General features: G+C 61.6%; 18 protein-coding genes. 7 read left to right on the forward strand and 11 right to left on the reverse strand.

What is annotated here, in order from left to right:
• Positions 1 to 59: 59 nt before the first annotated feature.
• Positions 60 to 746: a Type 1 glutamine amidotransferase-like domain-containing protein gene (locus PO860_RS14910; RefSeq protein WP_273884344.1), complete on the reverse strand. Its 687-nt coding sequence runs from the start codon at positions 744 to 746 to the stop codon at positions 60 to 62.
• A gap of 126 nt (positions 747 to 872) precedes the next feature.
• Between PO860_RS14910 and puuD the strand changes: the two genes are divergently transcribed.
• From puuD to PO860_RS14925, 3 genes are all read left to right on the forward strand, one after another.
• Positions 873 to 2,111: a urate hydroxylase PuuD gene (puuD, locus tag PO860_RS14915; RefSeq protein ID WP_273884345.1), complete on the forward strand. Its 1,239-nt coding sequence runs from the start codon at positions 873 to 875 to the stop codon at positions 2,109 to 2,111.
• Complete coding sequence (gene guaD, locus PO860_RS14920; protein ID WP_273884346.1) at positions 2,108 to 3,415, forward strand: guanine deaminase; 1,308 nt, start codon at positions 2,108 to 2,110, stop codon at positions 3,413 to 3,415. Before puuD ends, guaD begins: the two co-directional genes overlap by 4 nt.
• Before the next feature lie 389 nt (positions 3,416 to 3,804).
• Positions 3,805 to 4,947, forward strand: coding sequence for an alpha-hydroxy acid oxidase (locus PO860_RS14925; protein ID WP_273884347.1), 1,143 nt, complete (start codon positions 3,805 to 3,807; stop codon positions 4,945 to 4,947).
• 45 nt (positions 4,948 to 4,992) lie between these two features.
• Here PO860_RS14925 and PO860_RS14930 read toward each other — a convergent pair whose 3' ends face one another.
• The 3 genes from PO860_RS14930 to PO860_RS14940 are packed head-to-tail and all read right to left on the reverse strand — an operon-like array spanning position 4,993 to position 8,552.
• Complete coding sequence (locus tag PO860_RS14930; protein ID WP_273881207.1) at positions 4,993 to 5,433, reverse strand: hypothetical protein; 441 nt, start codon at positions 5,431 to 5,433, stop codon at positions 4,993 to 4,995.
• Complete coding sequence (locus tag PO860_RS14935; protein WP_273881208.1) at positions 5,430 to 6,758, reverse strand: phosphatase PAP2/dual specificity phosphatase family protein; 1,329 nt, start codon at positions 6,756 to 6,758, stop codon at positions 5,430 to 5,432. The genes PO860_RS14930 and PO860_RS14935 overlap by 4 nt, the downstream gene beginning before the upstream one ends.
• A gap of 9 nt (positions 6,759 to 6,767) precedes the next feature.
• The gene (locus tag PO860_RS14940) at positions 6,768 to 8,552 is read right to left on the reverse strand and encodes a bifunctional alpha/beta hydrolase/class I SAM-dependent methyltransferase (protein WP_273884348.1); all 1,785 of its coding nucleotides are present in this window, start codon (positions 8,550 to 8,552) and stop codon (positions 6,768 to 6,770) included.
• A gap of 201 nt (positions 8,553 to 8,753) precedes the next feature.
• On the opposite strand from PO860_RS14940, the gene PO860_RS14945 reads away from it, so the two are divergent.
• The 4 genes from PO860_RS14945 (at position 8,754) to PO860_RS14960 (ending at position 13,046) form a co-directional block, all read left to right on the forward strand.
• Positions 8,754 to 9,365 (forward strand): CDP-alcohol phosphatidyltransferase family protein, encoded by a 612-nt coding sequence (locus PO860_RS14945; RefSeq protein WP_183607945.1) that lies wholly within the window; start codon positions 8,754 to 8,756, stop codon positions 9,363 to 9,365.
• Positions 9,366 to 9,511: 146 nt separating this feature from the next.
• Positions 9,512 to 10,651: a PspA/IM30 family protein gene (locus PO860_RS14950; RefSeq protein ID WP_273884349.1), complete on the forward strand. Its 1,140-nt coding sequence runs from the start codon at positions 9,512 to 9,514 to the stop codon at positions 10,649 to 10,651.
• Positions 10,652 to 10,656: 5 nt separating this feature from the next.
• Complete coding sequence (locus PO860_RS14955; protein WP_183607943.1) at positions 10,657 to 11,304, forward strand: OB-fold-containig protein; 648 nt, start codon at positions 10,657 to 10,659, stop codon at positions 11,302 to 11,304.
• On the forward strand, positions 11,301 to 13,046 hold the full coding sequence (locus PO860_RS14960; RefSeq protein WP_183607942.1) for a flotillin family protein: 1,746 nt from the start codon (positions 11,301 to 11,303) through the stop codon (positions 13,044 to 13,046). The genes PO860_RS14955 and PO860_RS14960 overlap by 4 nt, the downstream gene beginning before the upstream one ends.
• A 133-nt stretch (positions 13,047 to 13,179) precedes the next feature.
• Here the strand turns inward: PO860_RS14960 and PO860_RS14965 are convergent, their stop codons facing one another.
• The 7 genes from PO860_RS14965 to PO860_RS14995 all read right to left on the reverse strand — a co-directional run bounded on the left by PO860_RS14965 (position 13,180) and on the right by PO860_RS14995 (position 17,383).
• Positions 13,180 to 13,920: a metallophosphoesterase family protein gene (locus PO860_RS14965; protein WP_183607941.1), complete on the reverse strand. Its 741-nt coding sequence runs from the start codon at positions 13,918 to 13,920 to the stop codon at positions 13,180 to 13,182.
• On the reverse strand, positions 13,921 to 14,277 hold the full coding sequence (gene uraH / locus PO860_RS14970) for a hydroxyisourate hydrolase (protein WP_275037882.1): 357 nt from the start codon (positions 14,275 to 14,277) through the stop codon (positions 13,921 to 13,923).
• On the reverse strand, positions 14,274 to 14,774 hold the full coding sequence (locus PO860_RS14975; protein WP_183607939.1) for an ureidoglycolate lyase: 501 nt from the start codon (positions 14,772 to 14,774) through the stop codon (positions 14,274 to 14,276). Before PO860_RS14975 ends, uraH begins: the two co-directional genes overlap by 4 nt.
• A 5-nt stretch (positions 14,775 to 14,779) precedes the next feature.
• A complete protein-coding gene (locus PO860_RS14980) occupies positions 14,780 to 15,142 on the reverse strand; it encodes a HepT-like ribonuclease domain-containing protein (RefSeq protein ID WP_183607938.1) in 363 nt (120 codons plus the stop codon).
• Positions 15,139 to 15,639 carry a 2-oxo-4-hydroxy-4-carboxy-5-ureidoimidazoline decarboxylase gene (uraD, locus tag PO860_RS14985; RefSeq protein WP_183607937.1) on the reverse strand — a complete coding sequence of 167 codons (501 nt, stop codon included), beginning with the start codon at positions 15,637 to 15,639 and terminating at the stop codon, positions 15,139 to 15,141. Before uraD ends, PO860_RS14980 begins: the two co-directional genes overlap by 4 nt.
• Positions 15,639 to 16,562, reverse strand: a complete 924-nt coding sequence (puuE, locus tag PO860_RS14990; protein WP_183607936.1) for an allantoinase PuuE — start codon at positions 16,560 to 16,562, stop codon at positions 15,639 to 15,641. The genes uraD and puuE overlap by 1 nt, the downstream gene beginning before the upstream one ends.
• Before the next feature lie 113 nt (positions 16,563 to 16,675).
• Positions 16,676 to 17,383 (reverse strand): DUF1045 domain-containing protein, encoded by a 708-nt coding sequence (locus tag PO860_RS14995; RefSeq protein WP_180694426.1) that lies wholly within the window; start codon positions 17,381 to 17,383, stop codon positions 16,676 to 16,678.
• Positions 17,384 to 17,473: the final 90 nt, after the last annotated feature.

The following is a 17,473-nucleotide window of genomic DNA, read 5'->3' on the forward strand; positions in this document are numbered from 1 at the left end:
TCGCTATAATAGCAGACCGAGTACAAGACGGGGATAATGCACAGTCTTCTCGGCAGCTTTTAGGCACGGCACAGCAGATCGGCGATCCGGCCGCGATCGGCAGCTTCGGCAAAACCGGCGGAAATCATCAGCGGAGCGCCAAAGATTTCGACGAGCCCGTTGCCGAGGATGAGACCCTCGCCGTCCTGGCAGGCGAGAATGGAATTTGCCGTCGTCTCGCTGTAGCGCAGCAGCGCGGGGAGATAGTCGGGATCGTCGTTCAGATGCGGAAAGAACTCGAAGGGTACCAGATCGAGAGCCGCGCCATCCCGCACCGCATCAGGGGAACCGCCGGAAAAGAGCGCGTCTGCGGCGATCGTCGGCGTCATCAAAATCGCCCCGGCACTGGTTCCGACGAGAATACCGTCGTCACGTGACCATCCGCGCAGCTTCTCCAGCATGCCGCTTCGGCGCAGCCGTCTCAGAAAATCGCCGGTGTGGCCGCCGGTGAGATGAATGGCGCTACAGGAAAACAGCCGGCCGATCTCCTCCTCACCGGAAAGCGCGTCGAGATCGAGGAAGAGATCGAGGGAAAGCCCGTAGCGGAGATAATACTGCCGTTTCTCGTTGAAAAACTCCCGCTGCGGCTCCGGGCCAGAAGCGATATAGCCGACGCGGTGGCCGCGCGACAGAATGAGCGCGGCAAGCCGCCGGTCCATCGGCGCGTTATCGGCGATGAACTGATCGCTGTAGAGCGCGGTAATCATTCCATTGCTCCTTCGGCCTCGCCACCGTTGCGGAAATCAGTTCGCATGTGCAGTCTTTCAATCTCCTCTTCCCTCCCCGCCAAAATTTCCGCAATGTCACGAGTCGGAGGAAGATAGGGGAACTCGATGTATGAATATGCCATAGCATGGGAATGGCTCGCCTTCGCGGCGCGCTGGTTCCATGTCATTACCGCGATCGCCTGGATCGGATCGTCCTTCTATTTCATCGCGCTCGATCTCGGGCTGGTGAAACGCCCGCATCTGCCGCCCGGCGCCTATGGCGAGGAATGGCAGGTCCATGGCGGCGGCTTCTATCATATCCAGAAATATCTGGTGGCGCCCGCGCAAATGCCGGAGCACCTGACCTGGTTCAAATATGAGAGCTATTTCACCTGGATATCAGGCTTCCTGATGCTCTGCATCGTCTATTACGGCGGCGCCGATCTCTTCCTCATCGACCGGCATGTGCTCGATATCAGCCCGCCGGTGGCGATCCTGATCTCGCTGGCATCGCTCATTTTCGGCTGGATCGTCTATGATCTGCTCTGCAAATCTCCGCTTGGGCGCAACACCTGGGGGCTGATGGCGGTGCTCTATGTCGTGCTCGTCTTCATGGCCTGGGGATATACGCAGCTTTTCACCGGCCGTGCCGCCTTCCTGCATCTCGGCGCCTTCACCGCGACGATCATGTCGGCCAACGTCTTCATGACCATCATCCCGAACCAGAAGATCGTCGTTGCCGATCTCATCGCCGGGCGGACGCCCGATCCGAAATACGGGCAGGTCGCCAAGCAGCGTTCGCTGCACAACAACTACCTGACGCTGCCCGTCATCTTCTTCATGCTGTCGAACCACTATCCGCTGGCCTTCGGCACGGCGTTCAACTGGGTGATCGCCGCCCTGGTCTTCCTGATGGGCGTCACCATCCGCCACTGGTTCAACACCACCCATGCAAGAAAAGGGCGGCCGACCTGGACCTGGATCGTCACCGTCATCCTTTTCATCCTGATCATGTGGCTTTCGACCGTGCCGAAGCTGCTGACCGGCGAAACGGATGCGGCAGCCGTCGCCCCCGCCTTCCAGCAATTCGCCGGCGATCCGCATTTTCCGGCCGTCAAGCAGTTGGTCTCGACACGCTGTTCCATGTGCCATTCGGCCGAGCCCGTCTATGAGGGCATCGTCCGCCCGCCGAAGGGCGTAATGCTCGAAAATGACGCGGAAATCGCCGCCCATGCCCGCGAAATCTATATACAGGCGGGCCGCAGCCATGCCATGCCGCCGGGCAACATCACCGATATTACGCCTGACGAACGCAAGCTGCTCGTCGCCTGGTTCGAAAGCGCAGTCGAAGGCAAGAAACAATGACGACAACACTCCTGCGCGGCCGCCTGCTGTCCTTCCACCGCGCGCCGCTGAGCCTGACCGACAGCCAAAGCTATCTCTACGAGGAGGATGGCGGCCTGCTGATCACGGACGGGCTGATCGCAGCGGTCGGCCCTTATGCCGAGGTCAAGGCAAAAACAGCCGAAGGCACGGCCGAGATCGACCATCGTCCGCATCTGATCATGCCCGGCTTCATCGACATGCACCTGCATTTTCCGCAGATGCAGGTCATCGCCTCCTATGCCGCCAACCTGCTCGAATGGTTGAACAGCTACACCTTCCCCGAGGAATGCCGGTTCGTCGAAAGCGCGCATGCTGAAAGGATCGCCACGCATTTCTACGACGAGCTGATCCGCCACGGCACGACGACGGCAGTTGCCTATTGCTCCGTGCACAAGACCTCGGCCGATGCCTTCTTCGCCGAGGCGATGAAGCGCAATATGCGCATGGTCGGCGGCAAGGTGATGATGGACCGCAACGCCCCGCAGGGCCTGCTCGACACGCCGGAGATGGGTTACGACGAGACCCGCCAGGTGATCGCGGACTGGCACGGCAAGGGCCGCAACCACGTCGCCATCACCCCGCGCTTCGCCATCACCTCGACGCCGGCGCAGATGGAAGCGACATCAGCTCTCGTCCGCGAATTTCCCGACCTGCACATCCAGACGCATCTTTCGGAAAACCACGACGAGATCAAATTCACCTGTGAGCTCTATCCCGAGGCGATCGACTATACCGACATCTACGCCCGCTACGGCCTGCTCGGACCGAAGAGCCTCTTCGGCCACGCCATCCACCTGTCCGAGCGTGAAGCCGATGTCATGAGCGAGACGGGCGCCGTTGCCGTCCACTGCCCGACCTCGAACCTCTTCCTCGGCTCCGGCCTGTTTCCGTTGAAGGCGCTGGCACGACGTGAAAAGCCGGTCCGCATTGGCGTGGCGACCGATATCGGCGGCGGCTCCAGCTATTCGATGCTGAAGACCATGGATGAGGCCTACAAGATCCAGCAGTTGCTCGGCGAACGGCTGAACCCGCTGGAAAGCTATTACCTGATGACCCGCGGCAATGCCGAGGCGCTGTCGCTGACGGACCGGATCGGCACATTGGAACCCGGCACCGAAGCCGATCTCGTCGTCCTCGATGCGACCGCGACCCCGGCCATGGCGCTGAAGATGGAAGTGGTGAAGACGCTGCCCGAGGAACTCTTCCTCTTGCAGACGATGGGCGACGACCGGGCGATCGCCGAGACCTACGTGGCCGGTATTGCCTTGAAAGCAGGGCTTTGACGATATCGGCTGCCCCCAAAGCGGGACCGTGTAAGCTGTCTGACGCGGCTAGAGCCTTTCCGTATTAGATTGAAGCATTCTGTTGGCTCAAACGGCGTCGGATAGTCGACCGGCCGGCGCGCATCGTAGCCCAGTTCTACGGCCAAGCCGGCCGGTCGATCAGCCGGCCCGTTTCAGCCAACCCGGAGGGCCGGGCATCTTTTCGCCAGGATCAAAGGCGATCGGCTCGGACGTACCCTGGGTATGCCCGTCGCCAATCGCCTTTGCCCTGAAGAAAACCTGCTCCGGCAGAATGCTTCAATCTACCCGGAAAGGCTCTAGTTTCCCATAACGCCCTTCCGAATTTCATGTTACGCCGATAGCCGCGTTCAGATGTGAAGGTTCCATTCATGGCCACTCCGCTCACCATCGCCGACCTGAAGAAGCTCGCCCGGCGCCGCGTTCCGAAGATGTTTTTCGACTATGCGGATTCAGGCTCCTGGACGGAGTCGACCTATGCCGCGAACGAAAGCGATTTCAGCCGGATCAAGTTGCGCCAGCGCGTGCTGGTCGACATGAGCAACCGCACGCTGGAAACGACGATGATCGGCCAGAAAGTGTCGATGCCGGTGGCGCTCGCGCCGACCGGTATGACCGGTATGCAGCATGCCGACGGCGAGATGCTGGCGGCGCGCGCGGCGGAAGAATTCGGCGTTCCCTTCACGCTTTCGACGATGAGCATCTGCTCGATCGAGGACGTCGCCTCAGCAACGACGCGTCCCTTCTGGTTCCAGCTTTACGTGATGAGGGACAAGGATTTCGTCCTCGACCTCATCCGTCGCGCCAAGGCCGCCAAATGTTCGGCGCTGGTGCTGACGGCCGACCTGCAGATCCTCGGCCAGCGCCACAAGGACCTGCGCAACGGCCTCTCAGCCCCACCGAAATTAACCGCGAAACATATCTGGCAGATGGCGATGCGGCCGTTCTGGTGCCTTGATATGCTGCAGACGAAGCGCCGATACTACGGCAACATCGTCGGTCATGCGAAAAATGTCACCAATGTCGCCTCCGTATCCACGTTCGCGCACGAGCAATTCGACCCGCGGCTGTCCTGGGCTGACGTCGCCTGGATCAAGGAGCAATGGGGCGGCCCGCTGATCATCAAGGGCATACTCGATCCGGAAGATGCCAAGGCAGCCGTCGATACCGGCGCGGACGCGATCATCGTCTCCAATCACGGCGGCCGCCAGCTTGATGGCGCGCCCTCCTCGATCAGCATGCTGCCGAAGATCGTCGATGCCGTCGGCGACAATATCGAGGTCCATCTCGATGGCGGCATCCGCTCCGGCCAGGACGTGCTGAAGGCGGTAGCGCTCGGTGCCAAGGGCACGTATATCGGCCGTCCTTTCCTCTATGGTCTCGGCGCCATGGGCAAGCAAGGCGTGTCGCTGGCGCTCGGCATCATCCGCAAGGAGATGGACATCACCATGGCGCTGTGCGGCAAGCGCGACATCAACGATGTGAATTCTTCGATCATCGACGGGCGGCAATAACCTGCCAGACACGCACGGCGAGCGCTTATATCGACCGCAGGCGATTCAGCATCGCGGCAGGCCGTCGTTCGCATTGAATAGAAGGATCGCGAAAATCACCAGACAGATGGCGAGGGCAAAACGCTGCCCCCAGACAATGCGGCGCGACCCGGCAATCCGCCTCTCCAGGCTGGGCGGCGTCCTGCCAGGCTTGCGAAGCTGCATCCGGGACAACAGGTCGTCGACGGCGGCAAGGCCGGCGGCCTCCGTCTCATGGCTCGACGCAAGGCGAAACAGCAGCGCATCGAAGAGGAGATGGACCGCCAGCGCAAGGACTAGCACGCAGAATACGAGCATCAAGAGCCAGCCGAGCGATGGAACGAAGCCGCGATATCCCACGGCGATCGGGCCGGCAATCAGTGGCAGCAGCGCTGCCAGGCCACAGCAGATCGAATTGCGGCCGAGATTTCGCGCAGCCGCCGACGCCGTGGCATTCCACTGCGTCATTGCAAGCCCTCCGTCACGGCATGGATACTTTCCACGGGCAGATGAACACGCCGCCCTGCCCGTTCGATCCGCCGCACGGCTTCGGCTGGATCTTCGCAACGCCTGGTGATGAGCAGCCAACGCACGATGACGCAGGCGCTCCGCTGGAAACCGAGCGCACAGCAGACGAGGACCGGTCCGTGCTGGCGCTCGGTCTCGATGAGGTTTGCCGCGGCAAGCGTCTGGATCTTGTCGAGGGCTGTCAGATCAAGGGCGGGAAAGCTGCACCAGCGCGCGCGCGTCGCGCCCGGGCGCTGAAGTTCGCCGGTCATATCGATCACCGTGGTAAAGCGGTCGGCCTCGTTGCGACGCGGAAAACGACCGAGATGGACGCCGTCGGTGATCACCACCGATGCCGGCATTCTCCGGGTCCAGAGCCGAATGTTGATGAGAGCGCCGAGCCGGTAGGGTGCGAGCAGCCAGCGGCTGGCAAGCGTGGCCCGGCCATCGACGCGTTTCTGGAATATTTGCGGGCCGGCGCCGAAATATCCGACTGCGACGATCGCCAGCGCAACAGCCGGCCAGAGCAACAGAAGCGCTGCTGCCGATAAAGGCGTGCAGAGCGCTGCAAGGCCGAGAAATGCGATGGCACCGCACAGATAATAGAAGCCGAGACGGCGCGACTTTGGATCGCCGCTCATCGTCAAATTCGCCAGCGGCGAACCGGCATCGCGCGGAAAAAGCCAGGCGGCAAACAGACCGAGCAGCATGCCGGTGGGTATGTCGATGACCTGATGCTGCCACGTGGTCAGCACGGAGGCACCGATCAGGAAGCACCAGACGTGCCAGAGAAGTCGTGCCTTGCGCGGCAACCGCCCGCGCAGATGATCCCAGATCACCACCAGGAGCGCGATATGCAGCGACGGCGCCTGGTTGAACGGCTTATCGAAGCCGCCGAGGACGGCGAACATGAAACCCGGCAAGCCGCTCGTTGCCGGCCGCACGAAGGTCGCCTCGAGCGGAAACGCGATAAAGCAGGCGACGGCGACGATCTGGATCGTCAGATAACGTCTCGCCAGCCGATCCACATCGCGCGGCGTCGTGTTGATGAACAGGCAGAGTGCATAGAACAGATTGATCGACCAATATGGAATGATCGTCCATCCGAGGAACGGAATGGCGCTTTCCCATGCGAAGGCGACGTTCGGCACATGAGCGCGTTGCGATGCCAGCCAATTGGCGCCGCCATAGCTCAGATAGAAGAGCGGCGCCAGGAAGGCGAGCCAGAGCGCCGCCCGCTTCGGGACCGGCGCTGTCCAGGAAAAAGTTGAACGTGCCTTCTCCACGCTTTGCCCTCAGACTCTCTCGGCCAGCGAGACGGTGAAAATGCCCCATTGGTCGATGCGCTGCTCGATCTTGCGGAAACCGGCCGCGGCGACCAGCTGGTCCATTTCCTCTTGCGTCCGCCGCCGCATCACCCACGCCTCGCCGCCGCGGTGCGAGGTCAGGGCGCGGGCGATCATCTCCAATTGCGGATGCCATGGCTGGTTGGTGTAGACGAGCAGACCGCCGGGCTGCATCGCCCGGGCGATCCCATCGAGCGAAGCGGCGATCATCGCATTGTCGGAAAACAGCTCGTAAAGGCCGGAGACGATGGCGAGATCCGGAGCCGGCGTGATTGCCGCCAGCCCCTCGCCGTCAAAGGCATCCTGCTGGCGGAAGCTCACGAAATCACTCAGTCCACGCGCGGCAATGCTCTTGCTGCCGGCGTCGACGTTGATGGCGGAATAGTCCTGCAAACGCGCACTATCGGGACGGACGGCAGCCGTCTCGATGGCATCAAGGACATAGCGGCCGTGCCCGGCCGCTATGTCGAGCATATGGGTACTGCGGCCGGCGGCTTTCAGGCGCTGCAGCGCGCGGTCGATCAGCTCCTGCAAGTGCAGCTTGCGCTGCCTGATGCCGCGCCAGCCGATCGCCTCGAGGAACACCTTGTCGATCAAGCGCCCGCCGGGACCGAGCCCGCGCGGTTTGTTCTCGTAGACGTAATCGAGCGTCGAGCCGGAATCAAAACCGGTCCTGATCCCGGTCCTTATGCCTTCGGACACCAGAGCGCCGATCTTGATGTTGAGGCGGCTGAGCGCCCAGTAGATGCCGCGTGGGGATGTCGCATCAAGCGGGCTCGCGAGCCGGTCGGCCTCGTCCTTGGTATAGCCCTGGACATGGGCGGTGCGAAGATCGGCAGGCGCCCGGGGCTCGGCGAAACGCGCCTCGATAAAACGGCGGACCTCGGCGAGCGCAATCGCGCGGTCCTTTTCACCGAGCGTGTCATGGTAGAAGCCGGCAAGCACGTGCCGTTCCTTGATGCGGCTGCCGAGGTTTTCGTAAAACCGGTGCTGCGGCGCGTGTCGCACCACCCAGTCGCTGCCGGAGATCAGCAGCTGGGTCGGCACGGTGATCGCGCGGGCATCGGCGACGAGCCGGGCTGCCGCCTCATAGAGCTGCACCAGGATGTTGGAGGCAATCGGCCTGGATATCAATGGGTCGGATTCGTACGAGGCGATGCGCTCGGGATCATGCGTCAGAAACCTCGCCTTGACATAGGAATTGACGAAGAATGTCCCCTTGAGCTTTTCCCAGAGCGCAATGCCTTCCTTGGCAAAAGGCACGTAGAGCTTGACGCTGAAGGCCGGTGAGGCGAGCACCAGCGCGCGGATCGGCGGCGCATAATCGTGCACCCAGGTGGTGGCCAGCACCGCGCCGACGCTCTGCGCGATGACGGCGATGTCTTCGACTGAGATACCGCTTGTCTCGCTAACATGGCGGACGAAGCAATCGAGATCACGCGCCAAGGCCGCAAAGGATGGCGAGTAGCCGCGCTCTCCCGGCGAACGCCCGTGGCCGCGCGCGTCCCAGGCGTAGAAGGCAAAATCATCGAGGCCGAGCTCGGTGGGGAGATGGGCGACGCGGCCGCTATGTTCATGGCCGCGATGGAGAAGAATGATCGCGCCCTTCGCTGCAGCGCCCGTCGAAGGCCACGCCCGATAAAACAGTCGGGTGCCGTCATGCGATGCGAATTCGGATTCATGCATTGGTCTGGCCGTCGAGGCGGGTTGCACGCTATCGGCAGTTTGCAGCACGGTCTTCTCCAATTCTGATGGGTGGATAGGTTGCATCCATTGGTGAGCACAGTGATTTGCTTTCATTGCAAAAGTCTAGTTGCAAATGTAAGTCCTTTGCGTGAACCGTTATGAAGTGCGGCCGTCCTCATAGCGACGACGATCTGCACTGCCCGAGCCGGGATAGACTGTTCAACTGCCACGAAATTCCACTGAGGTAGCATGTCTGTTTATCAATTGAAGTCTCGATTTCAGAACATTCTTCGCCCTCTGGTGCGCTCGCTTGCGGCACAAGGCGTCACCGCCAATCAGGTGACTTCGGTTGCTGCCGCCGTCTCGGTTGCACTTGGCCTTTTTCTGAGCGTCGCCCCGCTTCCGCATTGGTTCCTGCTGGTGCCTGTGTGGTTTCTCCTGCGCATGGGCCTCAATGCCATCGACGGCATGCTCGCACGCGAACATGGGCAGAAGAGCATTTTAGGCGCGTATCTGAACGAGATCGGTGATGTCGTGTCGGATGTCGCCCTGTATGTGCCGTTTGCCCTCATCGATCCGAACGGTTGGATGCCGGCGATATCAGTCATATTCCTCTCCGCGCTGACGGAATTTACCGGCATTCTCGGTCAAACGGTTGGCGCAAGCCGGCGTTACGACGGGCCGCTGGGCAAGAGCGACCGTGCCGTGCTTTTCGGCGCGCTCGGCATCTTTGTCGCGGTTGGCGGGACGTTTGCAGCATGGACGTCGTGGTTTTGGGCTGTGGTGGCTCTGCTTCTCATATGGACGATCATCAATCGTATCCGCGCCGGTATTCGCGAGGCGCAGACGTCCACCCGATAGGCAGCGGAGCCGATCCGCTGCCGGCTCCTCCATCGGCAAATGTGATCCGGAAACGGTGTCGATCCTTCTAACGGCATGTTAAACATAGGTTGTATTTTTAGCGCGACATCTTGAAAGCACCAAAGCGGTGCTTTATGTTTTGTCCTATGGCGAACACAGGCAAGACACCGCACCCATCGCTGCTGCGCTACACGCTGGCGCCTGATGATCATGCCCGGCAGGCGCTGGACGATACTATTGCCGCCTATCGCAGGATGATCGACATCCTGAGCGAACGCATCGACGACAGGGCGGGCGCCAACCTCGTCGTGCTGCATGAGCTTGCCTATGAAACCGTCCGCGAGCAAACAGGCCTACCGGCGCGGCTGGTGACACTCGGTCTTCGCGATTTCGCCGCCAATCGCGGCGCGAGCGCCGATCCGCCGCTTCTGCCGCTCGATGACAAGCTCTTCGCCATCAAGGGCCCCTCGGATCTGACGATCGCCACGGTGCATGGGCGCGTTGCCGTACCCTTCGATGTCGCGGGTTATTCCAGGGGATGGGAGAGTATTTTTCCGGCCTACCTTGTGGCCGGCCAGGATCGCTACGAGATTCATATCGGCGTCACGCCGAATTCCGCTCGGATGGAGGAAAACATGACGAACGAAGGCATTCTTTCACGCATGGGTCGTCTCATTGCCGGCATCGCCAATGCGGCGGTCGACAAGGCGGAAGGCGTCAACAAGATCGCCGTCATCGAACAGGCGATCCGCGAAATCGATGCAGCGGCGGACGAGGCCCGCACCGATCTTGGCAAGGCGCGCGCCGAGGAATATCGCATCCAGAGCCGCAAGGACGAAATCGTCGAGGACATGAAGGCGCTCGACGCGAAAATCCGCCTCGCTGTCTCGTCCGGGCGCGATGACCTGGCAAAGGCCGGCGTTGCCCGCCAGATCGATCTCGAATCCCAGATCGCAGCTCTGGATAAGGCACTGGCCGATGCCAGGGAGCAGTTGGACGACGGCCAGAAAGCCTTGCAGGCCGTGCTCGCCACGCGCCGCGAGGCGGACGCTCGCCTTGCCGACTTCAAGCGCAGCATCGCCAGACATCCCGAAGGCGCCGCAGCGGGTCACAGCCGGCTGGCGCCGGGCGCCGATGCTGCCAGGGCTGCGGCGGCCGTGTCGCGGCTGACCGGTGTTCCATCAGGCGAACATGCCCTTAGTTCGGAGCTGGACGAGCTCGACCGATTGCACCGCGAACAGGCGATCGAGGCACGCCTCGCGCGCTTCAAAGCGGACAATCGGTAACGCCGATGGGACTTTTCTTCGCCCCCGAATGTGCTCCCTTCGCTATCGCCGCCGCGATCCTGGCCGGCCTGACCGCAATCGAGATGCTCGCGACCGTCATGGGATTTTCGATCACGGAGCTTTTGGGAAAACCGGATTTCCACGGGCATGACGGCATTTCAGGCTACTTGTCCTGGCTCAACCTCGGCGGGGTTCCGCTGCTCATTCTGCTGATGCTGGCGCTTGGCTTCTTCGCCATTGCGGGCTTTGCCATACAGGCCGTCGCCGGCGCCTTCTGGGCACCACTTCCCGCCTTCATTGCCGTCGTTCCCGCCATAGTGGTCACCTTCCCTCTGGTCAGGGCATCGAGCAGGACCGTGGCACGGATCGTGCCGCACGACGAAACCTATGTGGTCGATCTCGATGGTTTCCTCGGCCGAACCGCCGAAGTGTCGATCGGCCCGCTCGATCAGGGGCTGCCGGGACGCGTCCGCGTCAAGGATCAGCATGGAAACTGGCATGTGCTGAGAGCCAGAGCCGCCAAGGGGCAGGAACCTCTCAAGATCGGCATTGAGGTTCTTCTCGTCGATCGCACGGCAGACGTGTTTATTGCCATTCCCGCGCTGGTCGACCCGACCGATGCGGACAATCAATCTTTGAGGGACCAGCAATGATGTACGACGTTATTCTACCAGCCGGCATTGGGATTGTTCTGATCTTCGGCATCGGTTTTGTCCTCGCCTCTCTTTACACACGCTCCAGTCGCGATGAGGCCTATGTGCGCACCGGCCTCGGTGGCCAGAAGGTCGTGCTCGACGGCGGGTCGGTCGTCCTGCCGATCTTCCACTCGATCGCCAGGGTCAATTTGAAGACGCTGCGGCTCGAGGTTCGCCGCGGTGAAGGTGATGCGTTGATCACCAAGGACCGGATGCGCGTCGATATCGGCGCCGAGTTCTATGTGCGCGTGAAACCCGATGCCTCCTCGATTGCGCTTGCCGCCCAGACGCTCGGCAACCGGACCAATGACGCCGAGGCGCTTCGCATCCTGATCGAAGCGAAGTTCGTCGACGGCCTTCGCTCGGTGGCCGCAACAATGAACCTCGACGCGCTGCAGGAACAGCGCATGGATTTCGTCAAGGCCGTACAGGAGGCTGTCGGCGCCGATCTTCAGTCGAACGGTCTCGAACTCGAATCCGTATCCCTGACGCGCCTCGACCAAACCGATATCAAGCATTTCAACGCCAACAACTTCTTCGATGCGCAGGGTCTTGCCGCATTGACCCGCATCACCGAGGGCCGCAAGAAGGAGCGCAACGAGATCGTTCGCGATACCGAAGTCGCCATTGCCCAGAAGGATCTCGAGGCCCGCCAGCAATCGCTGACCATCGAGCGGACGAAGCGGGAAGCCGAGCTCAGCCAGGAACGCGACATCGCCAACAAATCCGCGGCGACACGCGCCGAAACCGCGCAGCAGGAACAGGCGGCAAAACGCGCCGAGGAGGAAGCCCGCATCGCTTCCGAACAGGCGATCGCCGAACGCGAGGCAGCCGCCAAGCAGGCTCGCGAAAGCGCCAACATCGATTCCGCCCGCGCCGTGCAGCAGCGTGACACCGAAGCCAAACGCGACCTGCAGATCGTGGCGCAGGAAAGCGCCATCGCCGTCGCCAATAAGAGCCGTGAAGAATCCGAAGCGAAGGCGGCTGCGGAAGCGGCCCGCGCGCTGGCGATAGCAGCGGAGGAAAAGGTCGGCACCGCCAAGGCGATCGAGATCGCCGAACGCGAAAGGCAGATTGCCGTGATCGACGCGCGCAAGAAAGCCGAGACGGAAGCAACCGCCGTCACCGTCGGCGCCGAGGCCGAAAAACAGGCGGCAAGCGACCAGGCCGAGGCTATCAAGACGCTCGCGACCGCCGAGGCGGATGCGGCGATCATCAAGGCCAAGGGTATTCTCGAAACCGGCAAGGCCGCGGCCGAGAGCGAGGCATTGCTCAACGACGCCCGCAACAAACTGAGCGCTGCCATCATCGAGTTCGAGATCACCCGCGAGCGGATCCGCATCATTCCCGAGGCGCTCGCCGAGGCGGTCAAGCCGATCGAGAAGATTTCCGACATCAGGATCTTCGATACCGGTGGCATGCTCGGCCGTGGAAACGGCGCGGGCGGCGAAAACGGCATCGGCCTCGGCGAAGGACTGGCCGGCCAGCTCCTCTCCTACCAGGCCAACAAACCGATCCTCGACAAATTGCTGAAGGAAGCCGGCTTCGAGGGCGACAATGCCATCTCATCCCTCCTTGGAAATCTCGATGGCGCAAAACCGGCAAGGCCGGCAACGCCTGCCGCACCCCCGGTAAGGCCGGCAACACCGTCCGCAGCCCCAGCAAAGCCGATCGTCCCTCCGCCCCCGAAGAAGGATTGATCGGAGCGCAGGCGGGTCTGGACTAGAACGGAAATTTTAGGCCGGTTCGGCCTGAAATCTGAATCCTGTTCTAAATTAAACAGTTAGAGCATGACGCCATGAGAAAACCGCTCACAGTTTTCGGCATCATGCTCTATCTCACCCAACCCGCCGCCAGCGCGCCCGCCCAGTCGGCCCGGCCCCTTTCGGCGGCCAGTGCCGACATCGCCATATGGTCATAGACGACGGTTCGGAACTGCCATGTCCATCCCGCAGCCGTCTTTTCCAGAATGGCGTAGCCGGCCAGCGGATGGCCGGCTTCGACCTTGTGGTAATAAGGCAGGACGTCGTCATAGGCCGGGCAGCCGACACTGCCGGGGTTGACGATCAGGCGGCCGTCGGAAAGGCGGACGGCGCGGGGGACATGGCTGTGGCCGCAGAGGATCAGCGGCAGGTCGATGCCTTCCGCCAGCGCCTCGATCGCTTCGATCGATTTCAGAAAGACGAAGCCCTCCGGCGAAACCGATTCCAGCCAGTAGAGATTGTCGTCCTTCGGCGTCGCGTGGCAGAGATAGGCCTCGCCGCGATAGACGGAATCGAACGGCAGGCTGCGCAGCCAATCGAGGTGGGATGGCGTCAATTGCCGATAGGCCGCGCCATCCGAGGCATGCATGGCGGCCGGATCCTGCTCGATCAGATAGCGATCATGATTGCCGCGAACCGAGGTTAGGCCAAGCGGCATCAGGATATCGGCTGTCCGGCCGGCCTCCAGCGGCCCGCTGAAGAAATCGCCGAGATTGACGATCTCCTCGATGCCCTCAGCGCGGATATCCGCAAGCACCGCTTCGAGCGCCAGATGGTTGCCGTGGATATCGGCGATTGCGGCAAACCTCATTCAGCTGCCTCGATAGGTGGAATAACCGTAATGCGAAATCAGCAGCGGCACATGGTAATGCGCCGTGACGTCGGCAATGCCGAAGCGGATCGGCACGAGATCGAGGAAGGCCGGATGCGGCAGCGGCGTGCCATTGCCGCGCAGATACTCGCCGACGTGGAAGACGAGTTCGTAGATTCCCACGTGGAAATTTTCACCGACGAGAATGGGACCGCCGTCGACCCGGCCATCGGCATTGGTCTCGACCGTCTTCAGATGTCTGCGGATATCTCCGTCGAGCTGGAAAAGATCGATCCTGAGGCCCGCGGCCGGCTTGCCGAGAGCGGTATCGAGAACATGCGTGGTCAGTCCGGTCATGGGGCTGGCTCCTTGATGACGAAGGAGGTTTCGAAGAAGAATTCCTCCAGATTGTTGCCCGGCCCGTCGCGGTCGACAACCACGAAATCGGAGGCTTGGCCAAGCGCCATCAGCGGATGATGCCAGACATTGGGGCGGTAGTTCACGCCCTGGTCCCCGCGTGCGAGAAACACCTGCGGCCGGGCAGGACGCCCCTCCTCATCCTCGGAGACGACGACAAGAAAGGGACGGCCGGAAACGGGCGAAAAACTCTGGCTGCCGAAGGGGTGGCGCTCCATCATGTCGACTTGATAAGGGAAGCTGCGCGGCTGGCCGCGAAAGAGATTGATGATGACGCGCGCGCCCTCGCCCGTCGCTTCCGCCGAGGCCAGCGCATGAAAGCGTTCGGTCGTGCCGCCGTTGATCAGCCGCATCGAGGCCGGATCGGCTTCGATCACCTCGCCGAAGGGAGCGAAGCCGGATCTGGTGAGCGGGCGAATGTCGAGAAATTCGGGCAATGGTTTCACTCGCCTTGAGCATGCCAGTTACGGACGGCATCGATCCCGGAAAGAAGCTCCGGCAGCGTGCGATATGTCGCCTCCCACATGTCCGAAGGATTGAGATCGAAGACGTCTTCGAGGATACGGTTGCCGGTGCCGCAGATTTTTGTCCAGGGCAGATCGGGATGCTCGGTGGCAAATTCCGGGTGGGTCACCAGCAGGCGGGACGCCGCGGCGCCTATGGTGAAGTGACAAAAGGCAACCGCCTTGAAGGTGAGCTTGTCTCCGGCGAAGGCCGCCCCGTCCATTCCGCCGACGAAAGACAGCGCTTCGGATGCCGCCTCATACATCTCGTTGAGATAGTCGATTGCGCGCCGCTCTTTCATTCGGCCTCCGGCAGCATCGATGTCAGGCGCAGCAGCGCGATCTTTTCAACCTGCGCCGTCGCGGTCGCAAATTCTTCGTCGCGACCATTGCCGATCCGTGTTTCGAAGGCCGACAGGATATCGCCCTTGCCGAGCCCCTTGACCGCAATAATGAAAGGAAAGCCGAATTTTTCGACATAGGCTGAATTGAGTTCGGTGAAGCGGGCGTGCTCGGCGGGGCTCAGCCGGTCGAGACCGGCGCCGGACTGCTCCTTGCGGCTGTCTTCGGTGAGTTCGCCTGATATTGCCAAGCGCCCGGCAAGATCGGGATGAGCATTGAGCACACCGAGACGTTCCTCTTGGCTTGCCGCGCGGAAGACGGACGTAAGGGCCGCATGCACGCCTGATGCCGTCAGCGGCTCGGTCACGCTGCCGGCGTCATAAGCACGCTCGGCGATAAAAGGCGAATGTTCGAAGACGCCGCCGAAGCGGGAGACAAAATCCTCGCGCGACATCATCAGAGCGCGTCCGGCTGATGGTGTTTGTGCCAATGCTCTGCGATCTCGATGCGGCGCGGGATCCAGACCTTGTCGTGCTTCAGCACATATTCGATGAAGCGTTTCAGCGCCGCCGCCCGTCCGGGGCGACCGACGAGGCGGCAATGCAGGCCGACCGACATCATCTTCGGGCTGCCATCCTTGCCTTCATCATAGAGCGTGTCGAAAGCGTCCTTGAGATAGGTAAAGAACTGATCGCCTGAGTTGAAGCCCTGCGGCGTCGCAAACCGCATGTCGTTGGTTTCAAGCGTATAGGGGATGATCAGGAAAGGTTTCCCGTCGACGCCCTTGACCCAGTAAGGCAGGTCGTCGGCATAGGAATCGGAGGAATAGAGGAAACCGCCCTCCTCCTGAACCAGCCGCAGCGTGTTGTCGGAAGGCTTGCCCTGGTACATGCCGTAAGGCCGCTCGCCGGTGAGTTCGGTGTGCAGACGCACGGCTTCGAGGATGTGCTTGCGCTCCAGATCTTCCGGAAAATCCTTATATTCCAGCCAGCGGTAGCCGTGGCTGGCGATCTCCCAACCCGCCTCCTTCATGGCGGCGACGGCCTCAGGGTTGCGGGCCATGGCCAAGGTCACCCCGTAGACGGTTGCCTGCACCTTGAGATCGGTGAACATCCGCCAGAGCCGCCAGAAACCGGCGCGCGAGCCATATTCGTAGATCGATTCCATGTTGAGGTTGCGCTGCCCCGGCCAGGCGGCCGCACCGACGATCTCCGACAGCAGGTTTTCGGACGCCGGGTCGCCGTCGAGAATCGAGCTTTCGCCCCCCTCCTCGTAATTGATGACGAACTGCACGGCGATGCGTGCCTCGTCCGGCCATTGTGGATCGGGCGTCTGACGCCCGTAGCCGACCAGATTGCGCGGATAAGTCTCGGATACCATCAAATCACCTTCTAAAAAGACGGGGAACGGTATCATCCGCAGCCGGAATGTCGAGACGGAAACTGCGCAACGGAATTTTCCCTTTACGGAACAAATCCTTAGCGCACGGAACTTCAGGCAATCTTGCGCGCGCTGACCTTGCCCATCGGATGCAGCGAATGAACGCGGAAGGGACCGCCGGTGCCCTCCTCGATCATCAGCGCCACGTTCGAAACCATGATCGGCTCTCTCAACACAGGCTCGAAGATCGTCCGCAGCGCCGGCTCGATGCGCGGCATGTCGATCGCGTTGATCGGGCCCGTCACCGGCATGTGAAAGCGGAACTCCTCCATCACGTATGGATTGCCCCAACGATGCAGATTGGCGAACTGCGCTGCCGACAAGCCGTCCGGATCGCTGCGCTCGATCTCGGCTTCGCTGAGCGGCGCACGGAAACGATCGAATTCCTGCACGATCGCCGAGGCCAGATACTGGATCTGCCCACAGGGGATATTCGGCAGCAGGCTGTAGAAATTGCCGAGCCTGGCAACTTCGAGGCGCGGCATCCGGAAGGGAAGGACCGTTCCGGAGAAACGCATAAGATCGCGCAAGAGTTGAGATTCCGACACGTCGGAGGAGAGGTGGAACGGCGCTTTCAAAACACCGTGAAAACCATAGCGCCGCGGCACGGCCGTATGGAAGGCGATTTCGTGAATGCCGAGGCCGCGAATGGCCGGAGGCTCCGTCACATCACCAGAAAACACGTTTCGGCCAAGCCAATTGGCGGCCACGAGCGAGAGCGGGTCGCTCGCCGGAGGCGTGAAGCAAATGGCATAACGCATGCGATTTCCTCCATCAAGGAAGTGAGCGCCGGTGACTTCAGGCGCTGTCGATGCGCAAGCAGATAGGTGATTTGCATGACAGAATAACGA

Source organism: Rhizobium binxianense (assembly GCF_028994275.1).
Taxonomy (GTDB): Bacteria; Pseudomonadota; Alphaproteobacteria; order Rhizobiales; family Rhizobiaceae; genus Rhizobium; species Rhizobium binxianense.

Bases quoted from the DNA above. Each gene is read 5' to 3' on its own strand.
- PO860_RS14910 (WP_273884344.1), bottom strand. From the start codon at position 746: ATGATTACCGCGCTCTACAGCGATCAGTTCATCGCCGATAACGCGCCG.
- puuD (WP_273884345.1), top strand. From the start codon at position 873: ATGTATGAATATGCCATAGCATGGGAATGGCTCGCCTTCGCGGCGCGC.
- guaD (WP_273884346.1), top strand. From the start codon at position 2,108: ATGACGACAACACTCCTGCGCGGCCGCCTGCTGTCCTTCCACCGCGCG.
- PO860_RS14925 (WP_273884347.1), top strand. From the start codon at position 3,805: ATGGCCACTCCGCTCACCATCGCCGACCTGAAGAAGCTCGCCCGGCGC.
- PO860_RS14930 (WP_273881207.1), bottom strand. From the start codon at position 5,433: ATGACGCAGTGGAATGCCACGGCGTCGGCGGCTGCGCGAAATCTCGGC.
- PO860_RS14945 (WP_183607945.1), top strand. From the start codon at position 8,754: ATGTCTGTTTATCAATTGAAGTCTCGATTTCAGAACATTCTTCGCCCT.
- PO860_RS14950 (WP_273884349.1), top strand. From the start codon at position 9,512: ATGGCGAACACAGGCAAGACACCGCACCCATCGCTGCTGCGCTACACG.
- PO860_RS14955 (WP_183607943.1), top strand. From the start codon at position 10,657: ATGGGACTTTTCTTCGCCCCCGAATGTGCTCCCTTCGCTATCGCCGCC.
- PO860_RS14960 (WP_183607942.1), top strand. From the start codon at position 11,301: ATGATGTACGACGTTATTCTACCAGCCGGCATTGGGATTGTTCTGATC.
- PO860_RS14965 (WP_183607941.1), bottom strand. From the start codon at position 13,920: ATGAGGTTTGCCGCAATCGCCGATATCCACGGCAACCATCTGGCGCTC.
- uraH (WP_275037882.1), bottom strand. From the start codon at position 14,277: ATGACCGGACTGACCACGCATGTTCTCGATACCGCTCTCGGCAAGCCG.
- PO860_RS14980 (WP_183607938.1), bottom strand. From the start codon at position 15,142: ATGAAAGAGCGGCGCGCAATCGACTATCTCAACGAGATGTATGAGGCG.
- uraD (WP_183607937.1), bottom strand. From the start codon at position 15,639: ATGATGTCGCGCGAGGATTTTGTCTCCCGCTTCGGCGGCGTCTTCGAA.
- puuE (WP_183607936.1), bottom strand. From the start codon at position 16,562: ATGGTATCCGAGACTTATCCGCGCAATCTGGTCGGCTACGGGCGTCAG.
- PO860_RS14995 (WP_180694426.1), bottom strand. From the start codon at position 17,383: ATGCGTTATGCCATTTGCTTCACGCCTCCGGCGAGCGACCCGCTCTCG.